The sequence below is a fragment of the Pseudomonas sp. BNK-7 genome (genome assembly GCF_048072025.1).
GTDB lineage: Bacteria > Pseudomonadota > Gammaproteobacteria > Pseudomonadales > Pseudomonadaceae > Aquipseudomonas > Aquipseudomonas danubii.
In genome coordinates this window covers 4,558,874-4,577,436 of record NZ_CP182252.1, presented here as the reverse complement: position 1 = coordinate 4,577,436, position 18,563 = coordinate 4,558,874, and the positions used below count along the sequence as shown (strand labels likewise).

Here is an 18,563-nt window from a genome sequence, read left to right as displayed (position 1 = left end):
AAGGTCGGGCTCGAAGGATCGCAGCGCAACATCAAGGAGGACCTGCACAATGAATGACGCCGTTCGGATGAGGACCATTTGCACCGCTGAAGCGATCACCCTGCCAGGCGGTGGCGACGTCCACCTGATCGCGCCGCCGCCCAAGCCCTGCGTGACCATCGTAGTGCACGGCGTCAACGACCTGGCCGGTTGCTACGAGCGCATCGAGCGCGGCCTGTGCGAGGGGCTCAACGAGCGCCTGGACATGTCGCCGACCCTGCCCAATGGCGTGAGCAACCCGGGCTTTCTGCGTCCGGCCAGCTACAGCCTGCCCGAGGACGATGACGGCAAGGCCCGCAACCCCGACGCGGTGTACTACCGGCGCAAGTTCGCCGCGGCGGCCAACGGCGCCGACGCCCGCAGCGTGGTCATTCCGTTCTACTGGGGCTTTCGCGAGGAAGAGCGGCACATCATCAAGGATGCGCCCCACGGCGAGTGGATGGATCGCAACAGAAACCGCCTGGACAAGGCGGGCACGCTGGAGGGGGGACATTTCGTCAATGCCACCACCAACCTGCCGGACATGTGGGGCAAGGGCTTCAACGGCAAGCTGTTTGGCTTCATTTCCCTGGATCTGTTTGCCGGCGAGCTGACTCACCCGTTGTTCTCCGCGCCTGGACGTCGCTACATGGTGCTGGCGGCGATGCGCCTGGCGATGCTGATCAGGATCATCCGCAAGCGCTACCCCAACGACACGGTGAATGTGGTGGGCCACAGCCAAGGCACGCTCATCACGTTATTGGCCCATGCCTTTCTCAATGAGGACAAGGTGCGGCCGGCCGACGGCGTGGTGATGATCAACTCGCCCTACAGCCTGCGCGAACCCAACATGGAGAAGCTTCAGGGCTTCGGCGCGCAGCAGACGGCCGAGGCCCGCCTGGCGACCCTTGACGCCATCCTCAAGTTCATGACCGCAGCGCCCAATCCGTACCCGGCCTTGTCGAGTATCGCCCTCAAGAACTGCCAGGGTTATGGCGCTATTGGCGGGCCTGGCTGGAGCGGTGGCAGCGCCTGCGAAACCACGATTGACGCCAAGCGCATTGCCTTCAACGAGCGCGATAACCGAGGCAGTGTCTACCTGTATTTCACCCCTCAGGACCAGACCGTTGGCCTGGCCAACGTCCAGGGGATCGGCTGGCAGGGTGTTGACGAGCAGCTGTATGGCAAGCCACTGCGCCGGACCTTGCCGCTGAGTTTTCACCAGCGAATCTTTACCCTGCGCAAGCGCGGTGGCGAAAAGGAACTGATCGGTCTGCGCACGCCGCCCCATGCCTACCCATTGCTGCTCAAGGGGGAGAACACCTGGGAAGACGCCGGTCTGCCGTACAAGCAGCGGATGTCCGTGGCCCGCGCCTCCCTTGAGCAAGGGAAGTCGGTGATGCTGACCGCACCGTTATTGCCAGTGCCCGTTGAAACCAACTTTGACGCCGATGGCACGGTGGTCATGCCGGGAGCGGACTCCAACAGCGGTGTCTATCAGATCAAGGACAAACTGGCGCCCATCGACGCCGCCATTGCGATCAGCAATAAAGCCTGGACCCCCGAAAGCACCCAGCACAGCCGGCTGGAGGCGATCGATGAGGCCGTCGCCTTCAAGCACGGACGCGACATTGCCAGCGTTCAAAAGGCCCTCAACGAAGGCAAGGAGATATCTGAAACCACCCACGTGTTTGCCGCCCGAGCGACCGATGGCGGCAAGGTGCTGGTGACGCGTTCGGAAACTCCCTACGAGGCACGCATGCGCCTGCAAAGTGGCGGCAAGGACAAGGAGCACGAAGAGGCGCTGTCTTTCCACTCGGCCATTCCAAACAACCCTGAACACAGCCGTCGAGTGCTGGCGTATGACGTGGCGATAGGGGCGGGGGAGAGTGTGGATGATGTGACGTTTTATGCGTATTTGTGTCGGGTGGCGGATTGGCGATTGGATTGGCAGAGAACACGAGCTAGTGCTAACTCTCAGTTTGAGACAGAACAGGACCTTCCAGATGAAGCGGTATCGGAATTCTTTCTTCAAGAAGACGCTAGTAGCCGGGAATTGATTAACTCCACAGTAACGTACCGGAAGAGTGGTGCATTGCCGACGGCTGTCGGAGATGACATGCCTTCCTTGATAGCAGCACAGTCTCTAAAGGAGCAAAGAGCGGGACACGCCGTTCGTTTTGGGGGAAGCGCCTGATGCGTCGAGAGCTTAAATTTTGGTTTTTCACTGCTGTGTTGCTGACCTGCCACTTGGTTCAGGCAGCCGAAACTTCACTGACATCGACTCGTTGTTTTGCCAGTGCGGCCACGTCTGTGACTACCTATACCTCGTCCAGGAAGGACTCAATCATGACCGTTGAACCTCGTTACCGTGCCCCCACTACGTCGCCTCGTTTGGAAACCCTGGATGTACTCAGCATTGGCATAAGTCTGGATGTGTTCAGGCAGGGGCAGATTTGGAACGAGTTGCAGGAAAAAAACTTAAAACAAGAGGAAGCACTACATGTAGGGAGCATCCTACCTATGGATCCGAAGAAGTATCCAATAACCGCCGATGATAAGGATATGGCATATGAAAAACGGGAAACGGATGCACTGGAGCTGGGATTAAGGGATTTTTTAGAGAAGTGGCCGATTCCCACTATTACTGTGGTTTCAGGTTGGAGTCCTAAAACTCCGAACCTTCGTTTTACACCTGAAAGAACCCGGGGCAGCTTATCTGTCATGGTTAATGACATGCGAACGCCTGCGGGACTTCATTGGCATCGCATTCGTAACCTGCAGGATGGCATCATCTGTAATGACACTCCTGAAACTTTGCTGGAAAACCTGTTCCAACTGTTCGAGCGTAACCCTGACCTTCCTGCTGTATTGGTCTACACCAATGAAGGCTTCAGCATGTCCTATGCGCTTTCTGCCAAAAAAGCCCCATTGATTGGTGGATCAGGGCCACGTAAACCAGGTGAACTCACCGATTCAATGGTCGCCCTGGTCGTCGGTCGCCCCGAACGTGTCGAATGGCTGCGCTATTACGCCCCCTTCACCAAGGTCAACAAGAACAAGATCGATCCCGAATTCACCGGTTGGGGCTGGCGTAAACCGGCGGTGGAGTTCCAACCTTCGGAGTTCATCCCGCAGCCCTGGACCGAGCGCGCTTTTGAACAATGGGACGCCTTGCCAGTGCTGGCCAGGATTTATCGCCCGGTCACGGTTTCCCTGCAGCGCCCGGATAACGGCGAGCGCCTCAAGCGCGAAGCCTTGACCGCTCAACTGGCCGCTGGCTGGAACAAAGCCACTGACGCCGTTACACCAGCGCCGGCCCGGGTGTTCTACGACGGCGGCCTGAACAGCACGCCACTGGCCGAATTGCTTCCTGCGTTGACGGCTGCCCGCAGCTCGCTGGATTTGCTCGACTCCCGTGAGGGCTACGACCTGACTCAGCGTTTGGGTGATACCGGCGCCGCCTCGCCGTTCGTGGGTATCGCGCTGGCGACCATGGCCAGTTATCTGAATGCCGATACCAGCGTGGTCATGCCTCTGCGCCGTAAGGACCAAGCAACCCTTATCACCATCACCTCGCCGACACCGGGGCAAAAGCCCATTGGCAACAAATTTGGCATCAACCTGATGCCTCAAACCGCCAGCAGTGATGACGGAGCCTCGGTAAACCCTGCGCCGGCTGCTCCTGCCGCATCGCGGATGCCGGTTGTGGAAGAGGACTACACGCTGGAAGAGTTTCTGGCTGAGCTGAGGCCCAAGGACAATTGGATGGATGATCTCTAGCGCTGGCTGATCAAGCTGCGCTGAAGACCTGAGTCAAAGGGAGAGGGCTGTTTCGATGCACCGCATAGTGTTGTTGATGGGCTGCCTGTTGTTACTCAGTCACTGGGTTCAAGCCGCTGAACAGCCCCTGAGCTCTGGACGTTGCTTTGCCAGTTCGGCCACGCCCGTGGCGGCTTATACCTCAGCCAGGAAGGCTTCCACCATGACCGTTGAACCTCGATTGTTGTAGAAAGCCGCTTGCGAAGGGGCAGGCTTGTGTAGGCGCTGGCTTGCCAGCGAAGGCGTCCAGCAGGGCGCCGCCAAACTCAAAGGCCTCTTCGCCGGCAAGCCGGCTCCGGGGGAGCAGCCATGAAAAATCGCAGCCTGGGCTGCGATTTTTTTGTGGGCGGCGTTAGCGCCTAGAGTTGATAGTGCTTGAACTCGCGGGCAATCAGCAGGCGCTGGATCTCGCTGGAACCTTCGTAGATCTGGGTGATCCGCGCATCGCGGTAGTAGCGCTCCACCGGATAGTCCTCCAGATACCCGTAGCCGCCATGGATCTGCATCGCCGAGGAGCAGACCTTCTCGGCCATTTCCGAGGCGAACAGCTTGGCCTGGGAGGCTTCGGACAGGCACGGCTGGCCGGCGCTGCGCAGGCGCGCGGCGTGCAGGATCAGCAGGCGTGCGGCATTCAGGCGGGTGTGCATGTCGGCCAGCAGGTTGGCGATGCTCTGGTGCTCGATGATCGGTTTGTCGAACTGCACCCGTTCCCGGGCGTAGGCCAGGGCCGCTTCAAACGCGGCGCGGGCGATGCCCAGGGCCTGGGCGGCGATGCCGATGCGACCGCCTTCGAGGTTGGACAGGGCAATGGCCAGGCCCTTGCCCCGTTCGCCCAGCAGGTTGGCTTCGGGGATGGTGCACTGGTTGAGGGTGACTGCGCAGGTGTCGGAGGCGCGAATACCCATCTTGTGTTCGGTGCGGTCGACGATGAACCCCGGGGTGTCGGTGGGCACCAGGAACGCCGAGAGACCTTTCTTGCCCAGTTCCGGGTCGGTCACTGCAAAGACGATGGCCAGTTGGGCGCGCTTGCCGTTGCTGACGAACTGCTTGGCGCCGTTGATCACCCACTGGCCATCGCGCAGCTCGGCGCGAGTGCGCAGGTTGTGGGCTTCGGAACCGGCCTGGGGCTCGGTCAGGCAGAAGCAGCCGATGGCTTCTCCGCTGGCCAATCGCGGCAGCCACGCGTGCTTCTGTTCCTCGCTGCCGTAGTTGAGGATCGGCCCGCAGCCCACCGAGTTGTGGATGCTCATCAGCGCGCCGGTAGCACCGTCGCCGGCGGAGATTTCCTCCACCGCCAGGGCATAGGCCACGTAGTCCAGGTAGCTGCCGCCCCATTCTTCGGGAACCACCATGCCCAACAGGCCCAGTTCGCCCATCTTGCGCACCAGGGCGTCGTCGATCCAGCCGGCCTTTTCCCAGGCCTGGGCATGGGGCGCGATCTCGCCCCGGGCAAAATCCCGGGCCATGTCGCGGATCATCACTTGTTCTTCGGTCAATTCGATGTCGTGCATGAGTTCAGCTCCCGCTGCCGTCGAAACCGCTGAAGAAACTCGCTACCCGTTCAGCCTCAAGGGCTGCCAGGGTCGGCGGATTCCAGAGGGGGGTCTTGTCTTTGTCGATGATCAGGGCGCGTACGCCTTCCATCAGGTCACCCCGCTCGAACCATTGACGGTCCAGGTGCAGCTCCAGGGCGAAGCACTGTTCCAGGCTCAAGTGGCGGCCGTGGCGCAGCATCTGCAAGGTCACGGCCATGGCCAGGGGCGAGCGGATTTCCAGCAAGTCGGCGGTGGTCTTGGCCCACTCGTGGCTATCGGCAATCGTCACGCTGCGCAATTGCTCGACGATGCTGGCCATGTCCGGTAGGGCGAAGAAGTGGTCGATGGCCGGGCGCAAGGCTTGCAGTGGCGCATCAGGCAAGGTCTGTACCGCCAGCTTGGCCAGCAGGCCCTGCAGGTCCTTGAGTGGAGAGTCGCTCCAGTGCAGGCGATCCAGGCGCTGGTCCAGCAGGCTCAGCTTGTCGCTTTCCAGGTGCCAGTCCGCGAGGCCGCAGTACAGGGCATCGGCGGCGCGGATCTGCACGCCGCTGACCCCAAGGTAGATGCCCAGTTCGCCGGGAATCCGTGAGAGGAAGTAGCTGCCGCCCACATCCGGGAAGTAACCGATGGCCACTTCCGGCATCGCCAGGCGGCTGCGCTCGGTGACCACTCGCAGGTCGGCGCCTTGCACCAGGCCCATGCCGCCGCCGAGGACAAAGCCGTCCATCAGGGCCAGCACTGGCTTGCGGTAATGGTGGATGGTCAGGTCCAGGGCGTACTCCTCGACGAAGAAATCCTCGTGCAGGGTATCGCCGCTCTGGTAGCTGTCGTACAGCGAGCGGATGTCGCCGCCGGCGCAGAAAGCCTTTTCACCGGCGCCGCGCAGCACCACCGCGTGAATCAGCGGGTCCTGGGCCCAGGTGTCCAGTTGTTGCTGCAAGGTACGCACCATCGAGAGGGTGATGGCATTGAGACCGGCGGGGCGGTTGAGGGTCAGGTGACCGATGTGGTTGCGCACCTCGACCAGTACTTCGCCGGGGGTGGCGTCGAGGTCCTGTGTCGCCTGGGATGAAACCTGAGCAGTCATCACTAACTCCCTGCTTTTATTGTTTTTTATATGAGGCTCGCGCGCGAGCATCGACGGATCGTAACAGTGCAATTTTGCCCAGTACAACCCCGAAAACTGCAGGTTGACTGTGCATTTTTGCATGTTGAAAAAGCCGCCCTCAATCTTGCGCCAGCGCTCTGGCCCGCAGCGCCCGTACCGATCCGGCGAATGTCCGCGGCCTAAGGGCACGACGGCGCGAGCGCCGCTACAATGGCGCTCGAATTTTTTTGCCGGCGAGGCACCATGGACATCGATCTGGCCCGCACCTTCCTGGAAATCGTCCGCAGCGGCAGCCTGATCGCCGCCGCCGAACGCCTGCACCTGACCCAGACCGCCATCAGCGCCCGGGTGCAGAACCTGGAAGGCCAGCTCAACTGCAAACTGCTGGTACGCAACCGCGCCGGCGCCCGACCCACCGCCGATGGCGAGGCCTTTATCGCCTATGCCAATCAGCTGGTGCAGACCTGGGAGGCCGCCCAGCGTGACCTGCCGTTGCTGGCGGGCTATCGCAATGTGCTGCACATCGGCGGTGAGTTGAGCCTGTGCAATCCGCTGATGCTCAATTGGGTAAGAGGCCTGCGCCAGGCACTGCCCAACCATGCGGTACGCACCCAGATTGCCGAAGGCGCGAGCCTGCAACGGCAACTGGAGTTGGGCGTACTGGACGCGGCGCTGGTGTTCCAGCCGCTGTATTGCGCGGGATTGCAGGTCGAGCAATTGCTGGAGGAGAAATTGATCCAGGTGCGCCTGGCGGGGCGTCCCGAGCCTTATGTGTACATCGACTGGGGCGATGATTTTCGCCGTCAGCACGACGCCGCATTGCCGGAACAGGCCAAGGCCGCGGTGGGCTTCAACCTTGGGCCCCTGGCGCTGCAGTTCATCCTCGACGCCGGTGGCAGTGGCTATTTCCGCACCCGGGTGGTGCAGAGCTACCTGGACAGCGGTGTGCTGGAACGAGTGGAGAGGGCCCCGGAGTTCAGTTTTCCCACTTACCTGCTGTATGCCCGGGAGCGCGACTCGGTGCAGCTGCAGCAGGCTTTTGCGGTATTGCGCGAGGTGATCGAACAAGACCACGACTGGTCCCAGCGCTGGTCGCCGATGGTTTGAACCAACTGACTTGAGCCTGGCATCGCACTTGCAGGAACCGGCTTGCCAGCGAACAGGCCCTTGAAGCGTGCGCCGCTTCTGAAGCTGTCTTGGCTGGCAAGTCAGCACCAGCCAGGGCGAAGGTTAGGGCGCTATCAGGGCCGCGAGGACAGGACCTGGCCAATGCTGCGCCGGCGGGCGTGGGCTTCGCTGGCGTGGATCAGTTGCTCAAGGTCTTCAGGGGTGACGTCGAAGAATTCTTCCATCTCGGCCAGGGCCTGCTTGAGGTCTTCGGCGGTGATCGCCAGGCTGTCGGCGGGGGCCGCCGAGGGCAGCAGCATTGGTGTATCGCTCGGGCCCTTGGGGTAACGAATCCGCGTCAGGTTGTTGTAGGCCAGGGCACTGGCCAACAGGCTGGCCGCCGCGAGCATCACCGGACCCAGTTCCCGCCACTCCAAAGCCACGCTGGCCGGGTCTGCCAGCACCAGGGTCAGGGCCAGGGCGCCGGCCGGGGGATGCAGGCAACGCAACCAGCACATCAGCACCAGGGCCATGCCCGCCGCGAGGCAGGCGCTGCCCAGGGTCCGCCCCAGGACATGAGCCACCAGCAAGGCCACGACCCCGGCGCACAGGTAGCCGCCGAGGATCGACCAGGGCTGGGCCAGGGCCCCGGAAGACACGGCAAACAACAACACCGCCGAGGCCCCCAGCGGACCGATCAGGTGCAGCGCCACCGGCATGCCGAACACCTGGGCGCAGAGCCAGACACTGAACAGGGTGCCCAGGGCCATGCCGATGGCGGCGCGGCTCCATTCCAGGGGGCGGGTATTGATGGCGGCGGGTTTCCAGCGGGCAAACATCGGCAAGAACGGTCCAGGGCTGAACGACGGGCAAAAAGAAGGGCTTGCCTGGATCACCAGAAAGCCCTTGAACGTTCCAACATTTGGGGGAGGAACGGGCACAGTGTGCCGAGCATTGGTGCAGCTGACAAATTCATAATAATGCCGTTTAAGTGCATTTATTTTGCTGTATGACGCACCGGCTTGCCGGCGAAGGGAGCTAAGAGGGCTTGGAGTTGGGGGCGGGTCTTGAGGGCGCTTTCGCTGGCAAGCCAGCTCCATAGCCAGCTGTGGCAGTGCGTTTTTTACAAGGTCAGGCGCATGGCGCAGCGGCGTGATTCGGGCAGGCCGTGCTGTGTTTCGTCGGCCAGGACCTGGCGCAGGCGCGGGCTCAGTTGTGCAGGTTGCAGAGTGACAAAGCCCTGGCGCTGGTAGAAAGGTTCGTTCCACGCCAGTTCGCGGAAGGTGCTGAGGGTCAGGGCCGTGAGCTGCTGTTCCAGGGCGAACTCGCGCGCCGCCTGCAACAGGCGCTTGCCAATGCCTTGGCCCTGGTGGCCAGTGGCAACGGAAATTTCCCACACATGCAGTTCCTGGTCGCAGACCTGTGCAGTGAGAAAGGCGCAGCGGGTGCCGTCCTCTGTCAGCGCAACCCAGACCGGGTGCTGTTGGATGTTTTCTCTATGGCTCTGGGCATCGGCCACCTCGGCGTCGGCCAGCCAGGCCAGTTGCGGATCACTGCGAAACAGTGCCGCAGCCGAGGTTTCAATGGCGGGGAGGAAGGCCGCGTCAGCCACCCGCGCCCGGCGGATCTGGATAGTCATGGGCGCGAGTGTAAGGAGCCGCCAAGGGGTTGCGCAACGCTTTCAGGGTGGCGTGGCAGCGCTCTTGGGCAGGTGCAGCAAGACGAAGTCGTTCTTGTCGAAACGCCCGCTCAGCACCGGAGTCAGCCCGGCCAGGGGCGTGCCTTGCAGGCTGGGCAGGTCGCTCTGATCAAGAATCACCCAGGCCGGGGCCGGCACTTGGGCCAGGGCGGCAGCCTGATCGGTGAACTGTGGCTGCAGGTCTCGATCCAGGTTGACCATGAACTTGATCGCCTTGGCGTCCTTGCCCATGCGGTGCAGGACTAGCGGTGCCGGGTCGGCCTCGATCAGTTGCATGGCGCCGAGGCTGAAGGCGCGAGTGTTATAGAGACGGTGCTCCACCGGTTCGAAGACCCCGATGTAACAGGCCCAGACCGCCAGCACCGCGCTGTAGGCCAGGCCCACGGCGCGCCACTGGCGCTTGAACAGCAATCCCAGTGACAGCGCTTGCAACAGGCCGAGGATCAGCAGCATGGGCAAGAGGTGGGTGAGCTGTTCAGGGAATTTGCGCCGCAGTACCAGCAGTCCCACCATCAGCAACCCGGGCAGCAGCACCCACAGGCCCTGGATCAGCACCCGCAGCCAGCCCATGACCCGCCCGCGTCCGGCCTGGAACGGATAAGCCGCAACGATCGCCGCCATGGGCAGCATCGGCAGCAGGTAGCGGGCCTTTTTCGCTTGGGGAATCGACAGGCCGATCATCACGATCAGCCCGGCAGCAGTGCACAGACGCAACAGTTTCAGGGCCGGGCCCTGTTCCGCAGGGCGATTGAGCAGCACCGCAACCCAAACCAGGATCGCCAGGGGATAGGCCAGGGCGTAGTTGCCCAGGGAACTGGTGAAGTAGTAGAAGACGTCGCTGGAGCCTTCGCTGCCGTCCATGCGTCCCATGAACTGCATGCGGATCACCTCGTCGACAAAGGCCTGGCCACCGCTGAGCTTGGCCAGCCACAGCAGCAGGCCGACGCAGGCCACCAGCAGCAACAGCGCGCTGAAACCGACGCCGAACAAACGGCGCCATTGACCGCCCAGCAGGTAGTAGCTGCACAGCATGCCGGTGGGAATCACCAGGCCGATGGGGCCGCGAATGGCAAAGCCCAGCACCAGCAAGAGGAAGATCCAGCCCAGGTGCCGACGGGCACCGAAATGGTCGTGGGCATAGCCGAGGTAGAACACCGCCAGGGATACCGCGGCGAGCATCTGGTCCAGGGAGACGGCACGGGTTTCGCTGATAAAGGTATTGCTCAGCAGCAGCAAAGCCACGCTGAGCAGGGCCCAGGTGCGGGAGTAGGGTGCCAGCAGGCGATAGATCAGACTGACGATCAGCGCCGAAGCAATGGCCGTCGGCAGCCAGGCGGTAAAGCTGGTGACCTGCCCGGTGGGCAGGGAAAACAGCCACACCAGCAGGGTCGAGGCGCTGGAATAGTCAGCGTAGGGCTGGCCATAGGTGGTAGGGAAGAACCCCGGCCCATGGCGCAGCATCTCCTTGGCGAAGAGCACAAAGCGCGAGTCGAAGCCGATGACCGAATCGTGGCCGGCGCCGGCGCAGAACAGCAGCAAGGCCAGCAGCCCCAGCCCCAACGATTGCCAAAGTAATGTGTTCGCAGGGGAACTGGAGTGCGGGTTCATTCAGGCCTCGGTGGACCACTGCTGGTGTGGAATCGGCAGGTTGCGCGATTCACCGCGACCGATCGGGAAGTAGGTGAAACCGTTGCGCGCCAGGTGCTCGGCGTCGTACAGGTTGCGTCCATCGAAGATCACCGGGGCCTTGAGACGCTGCTGGATCAGGTCGAAATCCGGCGCCTTGAACTGCTGCCATTCGGTGCAGATGATCAACGCGTCGGCGCCATGGAGCACCGATTCCGGAGTGCCCATGAGCATCAGGCGCGATTCGTCCGGGTACAGACGCTGGGTTTCCTGCATGGCTTCCGGGTCGAAGGCCCGGACTTCAGCACCGGCCGCGAACAGCGCGTCCAGCAGCACCCGGCTCGGTGCGTCGCGCATGTCGTCGGTGTTGGGCTTGAACGCCAGGCCCCAGAGGGCAAAGGTCTTGCCTTCAAGGTCGCCTTTGTAGAACGCCTTGATGCGTTCGAACAGCTTGTTTTTCTGCCGCTCGTTGATGGCTTCCACCGCTTGCAACAGGTCACTGGAGCAATGGGCTTGCTCGGCGCTGTGGATCAGGGCGCGCATGTCCTTGGGGAAGCAGGAGCCGCCGTAGCCGCAACCGGGGTAGATGAAGTGATAGCCGATCCGCGAGTCGGCGCCGATGCCCAAGCGCACCGATTCGATGTCCGCCCCCAGGTGCTCGGCCAGCTCGGCGATCTGGTTGATGAAGCTGATCTTGGTGGCCAGCATGCAGTTGGCCGCGTACTTGGTCAGCTCGGCGCTGCGCAGGTCCATGAACATGATGCGGTCGTGGTTGCGGTTGAACGGCGCGTAAAGGTTGCGCATCACGTCGCGCACTTCCTCGCGTTCACAGCCGATGATGATCCGGTCCGGACGGCGGCAGTCGGTGACGGCCGAGCCTTCCTTGAGAAATTCCGGGTTGGAAACGATATCGAACTGCAGCGGACGGCCGTCCAGGACCTTCTCTATGTGCGCCTTCAAGGTGTCGCCGGTGCCCACCGGCACCGTGGATTTTTCCACCAGGATCACCGGCTTCTCACGGTGGCGGGCCACTGCGTCGCCTACCGACAGCACATAGCGCAGGTCCGCCGAGCCGTCTTCGCTGGACGGCGTGCCCACGGCAATGAACAGCACCTGGCCGTGTTGCACCGCGAGCTTTTCATCGGTGGTGAAGTGCAGGCGCTTGGCTTCGAGGTTTTCCTTGACCAGGCTGGCCAGCCCCGGCTCGAAGATGCTCACGTAGCCTTGTTGCAGCTGTTTGACCTTTTGCTCGTCGATGTCCATGCAGATGACATCGTGGCCGACTTCAGCCAATACGGCGGCTTGTACGAGGCCGACGTAACCACTTCCAAATACACTGATTTTCATGGGGTATTCCTGGGACTTGTTGCGGGTGCAGATCGAGAGTTGATGGTGATGACCCCAAGGATGACCAGGGCCACCCCGAGGCTTTTGCCAAGCGTGAAGGGTTCGTTGAACAGCGGCAGGCTGGCGGCCAGCAGGTAGACCAGGGCGTAGCTGATGCTGAGCAGCGAATAGGCCCGGCCCAGCGGCAGGTCGCGCAGGGCCAGGAGCCAGCAGAGCATCGACAGGGCGTAGGCACCGATGGCCGTGATCACCACCGCCAGGGCGGCGAGATCGACGTTGCCAATACTCAGCGCCGACAGCCACTGATCCGGGGCGGGCAGGCGGGTCATGCTCCAGCGCATGCCCAACTGGGCGCCGCTGACCAGCGCCACACTGCCCAGGGCGAAGGCAAAACCCTTGACCCGGCTCATGCGTGGCGACTCAACAGCAGCACGCCACCGATGACCAGGGCCACGCCGAGCCAATGGCGGCGGTCGATGGGCTCATGGAAGACGAAGCGGGCGATCAGGGTGATAAACACGAAATTCAGGCTGAGCATCGGGTAGGCCACGCCCACCTCCATGCGTTGCAGCACCAAAAGCCACACCAACAGGCCCAGGCCGAGGCTGAACAGGGCCAGCCACAGCCAGCCCGAACGCAGTTTTTGCAGGATGCTGGAGGGCTGGTCACGCCAGCTTTCCACGGCGAACTTCTGCGCCACCTGGCCCAGGCAGGTCAGAGCGCAGGCGAGCAACAGCAACAACAGGCTCATGGCTGACTCTGGGGAATGATGAAGATCACGATATTGCCTTGCTCGTAGCGCTTGGCATCCTTGGGCAGCAGCTCGACTTCATGTTCCTCGTCGCTGCTCTTGACCCGCATCACCACGCCGATCGAGCCTTGCTTACGGGCTTGCTCGATCCACGGCTGGACTTGGTTCAGGTCGACCTTGCGCGCCGCAGTGTCCTCGTAGCCCAGGCCGTACTTCACTTCGCCCTGGGTGTTGTAAAGGGTCACGTCGGGGCGACGCAGGCGCCAGGCCAGCGCAGCGGCAGCGCCCAGGTCGTTGCTCAGCAGGGCCTTGGCCTGGCCCAGTTCGGCCACGTGATCGATGATGAACTGGTCGGGAATCTTGTTGTAGACCACCTTGTTCGGCAGCGCCGCCGGGGCCAGGGCCACCAGCAGGAGGCTGCCCAGGGCCGGGGCGGCCCACAGGCTCAAGGGGCGCATGGCCTGCAACAGGTTGCTGATGATCCAGCCCAGCAACAGGATGTACACCAGGACCAGGTGCTGGGGTTCGTCCACATACACCGGCTTCTTCAGCTGGAAGTACACCAGGGCCAGCAGGGCCAACAGGCCGGCCAGCAGGTTGAGCACACCATTGAGGCTGAGGATCCGGGTCGTGCCGGTGGCCAGACGGTCCGTCAGGGTGTGCCCCATCAGCAGGGCCACAGGCAGCAGGCAGGGCAGAATGTAGGCCGGCAGCTTGCCTTTGCTCAGGCTGAAGAAGGCCAGGGGCAGCACCAGCCACAGCAGCAGGAAGCCGCTGCTGTTCAGCCGCCGTTGTTCCCAGGCCTGCTTAAGGCTGGCCGGCAACAGCAGCACCCAAGGCACGCAGAAGCCCACCAGCAACGGCAGGTAATACCACCAGGGCGAGGCGTGCTGCGCGTCTTCACCGGCAAAGCGGCGGATGTGCTCATGCCAGAAGAAGAACCGCCAGTAGTCCGGCTCCTGGGCATGCACCGCCAGGGCCCAGGGCAGGCTGACCAGAATCGCCACCAGCACGCCGATGCCGCCATAGGTCAGCAGCGAGCGCAGGCGCTTCTGCCAGATGGCATAGGGCAGGGCCACCAGCACCGGCAGCAGCCAGGCCAGAAAGCCCTTGGTCATGAAGCCCATGCCGCAGGCCAGGCCCAGCAGCACCCAGGCGCCGATCTGTCCGCGTCGGCTCTGGCAGTCGAAGGTGAACCACAGTGCCACCAGGCTCAGGTTGACCCAGAAGGTGAACTGCGGATCGAGGTTGGCGTAGCCGGCCTGCAGCGCCACCACGCTAAAACTCATGTAGAGCAGGGCGCTGGCCAGGCTCTTGCGCGGGTCGTTCCACAGGCGCCGGGCCAACAGGTAGGCCAGGACCACGCTCAAGCCGGTGCTCAGGGCCGACGCCACGCGCACGCCAAACAGGTTGTCGCCAAACAGCGCCTGGCCGATGGCGATCATCCAGTAGCCGGCCACGGGTTTTTCGAAATAGCGGATGCCCATGAAGTGCGGCGACGCCCATTTGCCGGTCAGGAGCATTTCCTGGCTGATCTGTGCGTAGCGGGTTTCATCGGGAATCCACAGGCCGTGGCTGGCCATGGGCAACAGGTAGAACAGACCGAAAGCGATCAGCAGCAGCGGCAGGGCCCAACGTCTGGTCATGCGCCTTGCACTCCCAGCCAGCCTTCCCGGCCTTGCAGTGCGCCACGCACGACCTTGCCTGCCGGCAGGCTGGCCAGATCCGCCGGGAGCATCTGCCCCAGGGGTTGAAAGTGGATGTCGCGTTGCTTGGCGCTGGCCAGCAACTGGCGGAAATCATTGGCCATGAGAATCCCTTCTACTTCTGCATGCACGGTGTAGACATTGAGGTTGTCCGGACTGAACCGGTCGAGGATGTAGCGGTTGAAATCCTTGGCGGCCACCACCGGCCCGACCACTTCGTCGAAGGTCGGCAGGTCCACCGGAATCTGTGGGGCGCCCAGGCTGCCGTCCGCCAGTCTTGGCCGGAACAGGCTCTGGCCACGGCAGTCGCTGTTGTAGCGAAAGCCGAACTGTTGCTTGGCTTCGATGACGCGTTCATCGGCGCGCCAACCGGCAGACGCCGAGCAGCTCACCGCTTGCCCGAGAATATCGTTGAGGCTGTCGACGCCACGGCGGATCTGTTCGATCAGCTGTGCCTGACTCCAGCGCCCGGTGTTGGCCTGCCAGCCGTGATGATCCCAGGCGTGCAGGCCGACTTCATGACCGGCGGCCAGGGTCTGGCGCATCAAGTGCCCCAGGTCGCGGCCGATGGGTTTACCCGGCCAGGCCGTGCCGGCCAGGAGAATGTCCCAGCCGTACAGGCCCGCGGCATTGGAGCGCAGCATTTTCCAGAGGAACTGCGGACGGATCAGGCGCCACAGGTGGCGCCCCATGTTGTCCGGCCCGACGCTGAAGAAGAACGTGGCCTTGACCCCGGCTTCCTCCAGCGATTCGAGCAGCCGTGGCACCCCCTCCCGGGTGCCGCGGTAGGTATCGACATCAATGCGCAGACCTGCTTGCATCAGCGAGCTTCTTCTTTGGAACGATCGGCGATTTCCAGCATGGCTTCGCGCAGGAAGAAGTCCAGGGTGTTGCCGATGGTTTGGCTCATCTCCACGGTCGGCTCCCAGTTCAGCAGGCGCTTGGCGTTGGCGATGCTGGGCTTGCGGTGTTCCACGTCCTGATAGCCGGCACCGTAGAACGCCTTGCTCTCGACGTCGCGGAAACCGGCGAACGGCGGGAAGTTGCTGCGCAGCGGGTGAGCTTCGAACTGACGCAGCAGTTCTTCGCCCAACTGGCGGATGCTGGCTTCGTTGTCCGGGTTGCCGATGTTGATGATCTGGCCGTTGCAGCAGTCGTTGTCGTTGTCGACGATGCGCGCCAGGGCTTCGATGCCGTCGGCGATGTCAGTGAAGCAGCGCTTCTGCTCGCCACCGTCGAACAGACGGATCGGGGTGCCTTCCACCAGGTTGAGGATCAGCTGGGTGATGGCGCGGGAGCTGCCGATACGGGCCGAGTCCAGGCGGTCCAGGCGCGGGCCCATCCAGTTGAACGGACGGAACAGGGTGAAGTTCAGGCCCTTGGCGCCGTAGGCCCAGATCACCCGGTCCAGCAACTGCTTGGACACCGAGTAGATCCAGCGCTGCTTGTTGATCGGACCCACGATCAGGTTGGAGCTGTCTTCGTCGAAGTTGTTGTCCTGGCACATGCCATAGACTTCCGAGGTCGATGGGAAGATCACTCGCTTGTTGTACTTGACGCAGTAGCGAACCAGCTTGAGGTTCTCTTCGAAGTCCAGCTCGAACACGCGCAGTGGGTTGCGGGTGTATTCGATCGGGGTGGCGATGGCCACCAGCGGCAGGACCACGTCGCACTTCTTGATGTGATATTCGATCCACTCGGAGTGGATGCTGATATCGCCTTCGACGAAGTGGAAGTTCGGATGGCTGCGCAGGCGCTCGATGGCGTCCGAGCCGATGTCCAGGCCGTAGACGTCGTACTTGTCGTCACGCAGCAGGCGCTCGGACAGGTGGTTACCGATAAAACCGTTGACACCGAGGATCAGCACACGGGTGCGGCGTGGCTTGCGGCCGGACTCGGCACCGCGCAGCAGGGAGCCGTCCACCAGACCCAGCTCATTGGCCAGTTGCGGGCCACCCAGGTACAGGCCGTTGGCGTTGCGCTGGCCGGAGGTGATCACCAGGGAGTCTTCGCCACAGGCGATGCGCAGCGGGTCGACGCTGATGACCCGCCCCGGGGCCTGGCCTTCGTTGCCCTTGGCAACTTCGGCGCTCCAGACGATCAGCTTGTGCTCGCCGACGGCGCAGAAGGCGCCCGGGTAAGGCTGGGTCACTGCGCGTACCAGGTTGAACAGCTCTTCGGCGGGGCGCTTCCACTCGATCTTGCCATCGGCTGCGGTACGGCGACCGTAGTAGCTGGCCTTGGATTCGTCCTGGGCGGTCTCGGTGATCTTGCCCTGGGCCAGCGCCGGCAGGGTGTCGCCTAGCAGGCTGGCAGCGGCGTCACGCAGTTTGTGGTGCAGGCTCAGGGCGGTGTCGCTGCGTTCGATGGCCACGCGCTGCTGGGCGATGATGGCCCCGGCGTCGGCACGCTTGACCATGCGGTGCAGGGTCACGCCAGTCTCGGTTTCGCCCTTGACCAGCACCCAGTTGGCCGGTGCGCGGCCGCGGTAGCTCGGCAGCAGCGAGCCGTGCAGGTTGAACGCACCTTTGCGGGCGGTGGCCAGCAGGGGTTCGCTCAGCAGATTGCGGTAGTAGAAGGAGAACAGGTAGTCCGGGTCGAGTTTGCTGATGCGCTCGATCCACAGCGGGTGGTTGGCATCTTCCGGGGCATGCACGGCAATGCCTTTGCGGGCGCACAGCTGGGCGACGGAGCCGTAGAAGGTGTTCTCCTTGGGATCGTCGGCGTGGGTGAACACGGCAGCGATCTCGTAGCCTGCATTGAGCAGGGCTTCGATGCCCGCACAGCCAATATCGTGGTAGGCGAAGACAACAGCTTTATTGCTCATGGCGAAACCTGATCAGTATGAGTGGAAGTTAAACCGTCGACAGTGACAGCCGGGGCGGGGACCGCCGGCTGGCTGCGCAAGACTTTTTCGATGAAGAAGCGCGGGCGGGCCCGCACGTCGCTGTACATGCGTCCCAGGTATTCACCCAAAAGACCCATGCCGATGAACTGGCCACCGGTGAACACGAACAGCACCGCAAACAGCACGAAGGTGCCGTCGCCGGCCCAGGTGGCACCGAAGATCAGCCGCAGGATGATCAGCATCAGGGCAAACAGCGCGCCGACGCCGGCCATGCCGAAACCGATGATGCTCAGCAGCCGCAGGGGGGTGGTGGTCATGCAGGTGATCAGATCGAACATCAGATTGATCAGGCGCATCGGGCTGTACTTGGAGTCGCCGTGCTCGCGCTCGGCGTGCTCTACCAGCACCTCGGTGGTGTGCCGGGCGAAGCTGTTGGCCAGGATCGGGATAAAGGTGCTGCGTTCGGTGCAGGCCAGCATCGCGTCGATGATGGTGCGGCGGTAGGCCCGCAGCATGCAGCCGTAGTCGCTCATGGCCACACCGGTGGAGCGCTGCACCGCGAGGTTGATCAGCTTCGACGGCCAGCGACGGAAGGCCGAGTCCTGGCGGTTGTTGCGCACAGTGCCGACCACGTCGTAGCCGAGCTCGGCCTGGGCCACCAGGCGCGGGATTTCTTCCGGCGGGTTCTGCAGGTCGGCGTCGAGGGTGATGACCACGTCACCGCGGCACTGCGCGAAGCCGGCCATGATCGCCGCGTGCTGACCGTAGTTGCGGTTGAGGATCACCGCCACTACGGGGCTGCCTTCGCGCTCGGCGGCTTCTTGCAGGAGGGTCGCCGACTGGTCGCGGCTGCCGTCGTCCACCAGGACGATTTCAAAGTCGTGCTTGAGCTGGCGGCAGGCCGCTTCGGTGCGACGCAGCAGCTCCGGCAGGCTCTGTTCTTCGTTGTAGACCGGAATCACGATCGACACGAACTGGATTGGGTAAGGTTTCAAA

At 62.8% G+C, this 18,563-nt stretch carries 15 protein-coding genes and 1 pseudogene; 4 read left to right on the top strand and 12 right to left on the bottom strand.

The genetic code is table 11. From position 1 onward, the window contains the following. Positions 1–49: 49 nt before the first annotated feature. The 3 genes and pseudogenes from ACMGF8_RS20760 to ACMGF8_RS20750 form a co-directional block, all read left to right on the top strand. A complete protein-coding gene (locus ACMGF8_RS20760) occupies positions 50–2,215 on the top strand; it encodes an effector protein Tle3 domain-containing protein (RefSeq protein ID WP_416757038.1) in 2,166 nt (721 codons plus the stop codon). Further along, complete coding sequence (locus ACMGF8_RS20755; protein WP_102864977.1) at positions 2,215–3,801, top strand: type VI lipase adapter Tla3 domain-containing protein; 1,587 nt, start codon at positions 2,215–2,217, stop codon at positions 3,799–3,801. Before ACMGF8_RS20760 ends, ACMGF8_RS20755 begins: the two co-directional genes overlap by 1 nt. Positions 3,802–3,856: 55 nt before the next feature. Further along, positions 3,857–4,021 (top strand): annotated as a pseudogene (locus tag ACMGF8_RS20750) (DUF2875 domain-containing protein); the annotation flags it as partial. A 178-nt stretch (positions 4,022–4,199) separates the two neighbouring features. Here the strand turns inward: ACMGF8_RS20750 and ACMGF8_RS20745 are convergent. Both ACMGF8_RS20745 and ACMGF8_RS20740 read right to left on the bottom strand, forming a co-directional pair. Beyond that, positions 4,200–5,351, bottom strand: coding sequence for an acyl-CoA dehydrogenase family protein (locus ACMGF8_RS20745; protein ID WP_102864978.1), 1,152 nt, complete (start codon positions 5,349–5,351; stop codon positions 4,200–4,202). A gap of 4 nt (positions 5,352–5,355) precedes the next feature. After that, a complete protein-coding gene (locus ACMGF8_RS20740; RefSeq protein WP_102864979.1) occupies positions 5,356–6,462 on the bottom strand; it encodes an enoyl-CoA hydratase/isomerase family protein in 1,107 nt (368 codons plus the stop codon). A gap of 264 nt (positions 6,463–6,726) precedes the next feature. On the opposite strand from ACMGF8_RS20740, the gene ACMGF8_RS20735 reads away from it, so the two are divergent. Then, the gene (locus ACMGF8_RS20735; protein ID WP_102864980.1) at positions 6,727–7,590 is read left to right on the top strand and encodes a LysR family transcriptional regulator; all 864 of its coding nucleotides are present in this window, start codon (positions 6,727–6,729) and stop codon (positions 7,588–7,590) included. A gap of 134 nt (positions 7,591–7,724) precedes the next feature. On the opposite strand, the gene ACMGF8_RS20730 is transcribed toward ACMGF8_RS20735, so the two are convergent. The 10 genes from ACMGF8_RS20730 to arnC all read right to left on the bottom strand — a co-directional run bounded on the left by ACMGF8_RS20730 (position 7,725) and on the right by arnC (position 18,562). Then, a complete protein-coding gene (locus ACMGF8_RS20730; RefSeq protein WP_102864981.1) occupies positions 7,725–8,429 on the bottom strand; it encodes an HPP family protein in 705 nt (234 codons plus the stop codon). 284 nt (positions 8,430–8,713) lie between these two features. Beyond that, positions 8,714–9,229, bottom strand: coding sequence for a GNAT family N-acetyltransferase (locus ACMGF8_RS20725; RefSeq protein WP_102864982.1), 516 nt, complete (start codon positions 9,227–9,229; stop codon positions 8,714–8,716). Positions 9,230–9,271: 42 nt separating this feature from the next. Next, complete coding sequence (locus ACMGF8_RS20720; RefSeq protein WP_102864983.1) at positions 9,272–10,897, bottom strand: ArnT family glycosyltransferase; 1,626 nt, start codon at positions 10,895–10,897, stop codon at positions 9,272–9,274. Further along, a complete protein-coding gene (locus ACMGF8_RS20715; protein ID WP_102864984.1) occupies positions 10,898–12,262 on the bottom strand; it encodes a UDP-glucose dehydrogenase family protein in 1,365 nt (454 codons plus the stop codon). After that, positions 12,259–12,672, bottom strand: coding sequence for a 4-amino-4-deoxy-L-arabinose-phosphoundecaprenol flippase subunit ArnF (gene arnF, locus ACMGF8_RS20710; RefSeq protein WP_305949491.1), 414 nt, complete (start codon positions 12,670–12,672; stop codon positions 12,259–12,261). Before arnF ends, ACMGF8_RS20715 begins: the two co-directional genes overlap by 4 nt. Further along, entirely contained in the window at positions 12,669–13,013 is a 345-nt protein-coding gene (arnE, locus tag ACMGF8_RS20705) for a 4-amino-4-deoxy-L-arabinose-phosphoundecaprenol flippase subunit ArnE (protein WP_416757037.1), read from the bottom strand. Before arnE ends, arnF begins: the two co-directional genes overlap by 4 nt. Continuing rightward, positions 13,010–14,659, bottom strand: coding sequence for a lipid IV(A) 4-amino-4-deoxy-L-arabinosyltransferase (gene arnT, locus ACMGF8_RS20700; protein WP_416757036.1), 1,650 nt, complete (start codon positions 14,657–14,659; stop codon positions 13,010–13,012). The genes arnE and arnT overlap by 4 nt, the downstream gene beginning before the upstream one ends. Then, a complete protein-coding gene (gene arnD / locus ACMGF8_RS20695; protein WP_250330299.1) occupies positions 14,656–15,540 on the bottom strand; it encodes a 4-deoxy-4-formamido-L-arabinose-phosphoundecaprenol deformylase in 885 nt (294 codons plus the stop codon). Before arnD ends, arnT begins: the two co-directional genes overlap by 4 nt. Further along, positions 15,540–17,546, bottom strand: coding sequence for a bifunctional UDP-4-amino-4-deoxy-L-arabinose formyltransferase/UDP-glucuronic acid oxidase ArnA (gene arnA / locus ACMGF8_RS20690; RefSeq protein WP_115580064.1), 2,007 nt, complete (start codon positions 17,544–17,546; stop codon positions 15,540–15,542). Before arnA ends, arnD begins: the two co-directional genes overlap by 1 nt. After that, a complete protein-coding gene (arnC, locus tag ACMGF8_RS20685) occupies positions 17,543–18,562 on the bottom strand; it encodes an undecaprenyl-phosphate 4-deoxy-4-formamido-L-arabinose transferase (protein ID WP_102864990.1) in 1,020 nt (339 codons plus the stop codon). The genes arnA and arnC overlap by 4 nt, the downstream gene beginning before the upstream one ends. Position 18,563: the final 1 nt, after the last annotated feature.

Coding starts and splice junctions, on each gene's coding strand:
- ACMGF8_RS20760 (WP_416757038.1), top strand. CDS start 50: ATGAATGACGCCGTTCGGATGAGGACCATTTGCACCGCTGAAGCGATC.
- ACMGF8_RS20755 (WP_102864977.1), top strand. CDS start 2,215: ATGCGTCGAGAGCTTAAATTTTGGTTTTTCACTGCTGTGTTGCTGACC.
- ACMGF8_RS20745 (WP_102864978.1), bottom strand. CDS start 5,351: ATGCACGACATCGAATTGACCGAAGAACAAGTGATGATCCGCGACATG.
- ACMGF8_RS20740 (WP_102864979.1), bottom strand. CDS start 6,462: ATGACTGCTCAGGTTTCATCCCAGGCGACACAGGACCTCGACGCCACC.
- ACMGF8_RS20735 (WP_102864980.1), top strand. CDS start 6,727: ATGGACATCGATCTGGCCCGCACCTTCCTGGAAATCGTCCGCAGCGGC.
- ACMGF8_RS20730 (WP_102864981.1), bottom strand. CDS start 8,429: ATGTTTGCCCGCTGGAAACCCGCCGCCATCAATACCCGCCCCCTGGAA.
- ACMGF8_RS20725 (WP_102864982.1), bottom strand. CDS start 9,229: ATGACTATCCAGATCCGCCGGGCGCGGGTGGCTGACGCGGCCTTCCTC.
- ACMGF8_RS20720 (WP_102864983.1), bottom strand. CDS start 10,897: ATGAACCCGCACTCCAGTTCCCCTGCGAACACATTACTTTGGCAATCG.
- ACMGF8_RS20715 (WP_102864984.1), bottom strand. CDS start 12,262: ATGAAAATCAGTGTATTTGGAAGTGGTTACGTCGGCCTCGTACAAGCC.
- arnF (WP_305949491.1), bottom strand. CDS start 12,672: ATGAGCCGGGTCAAGGGTTTTGCCTTCGCCCTGGGCAGTGTGGCGCTG.
- arnE (WP_416757037.1), bottom strand. CDS start 13,013: ATGAGCCTGTTGTTGCTGTTGCTCGCCTGCGCTCTGACCTGCCTGGGC.
- arnT (WP_416757036.1), bottom strand. CDS start 14,659: ATGACCAGACGTTGGGCCCTGCCGCTGCTGCTGATCGCTTTCGGTCTG.
- arnD (WP_250330299.1), bottom strand. CDS start 15,540: ATGCAAGCAGGTCTGCGCATTGATGTCGATACCTACCGCGGCACCCGG.
- arnA (WP_115580064.1), bottom strand. CDS start 17,546: ATGAGCAATAAAGCTGTTGTCTTCGCCTACCACGATATTGGCTGTGCG.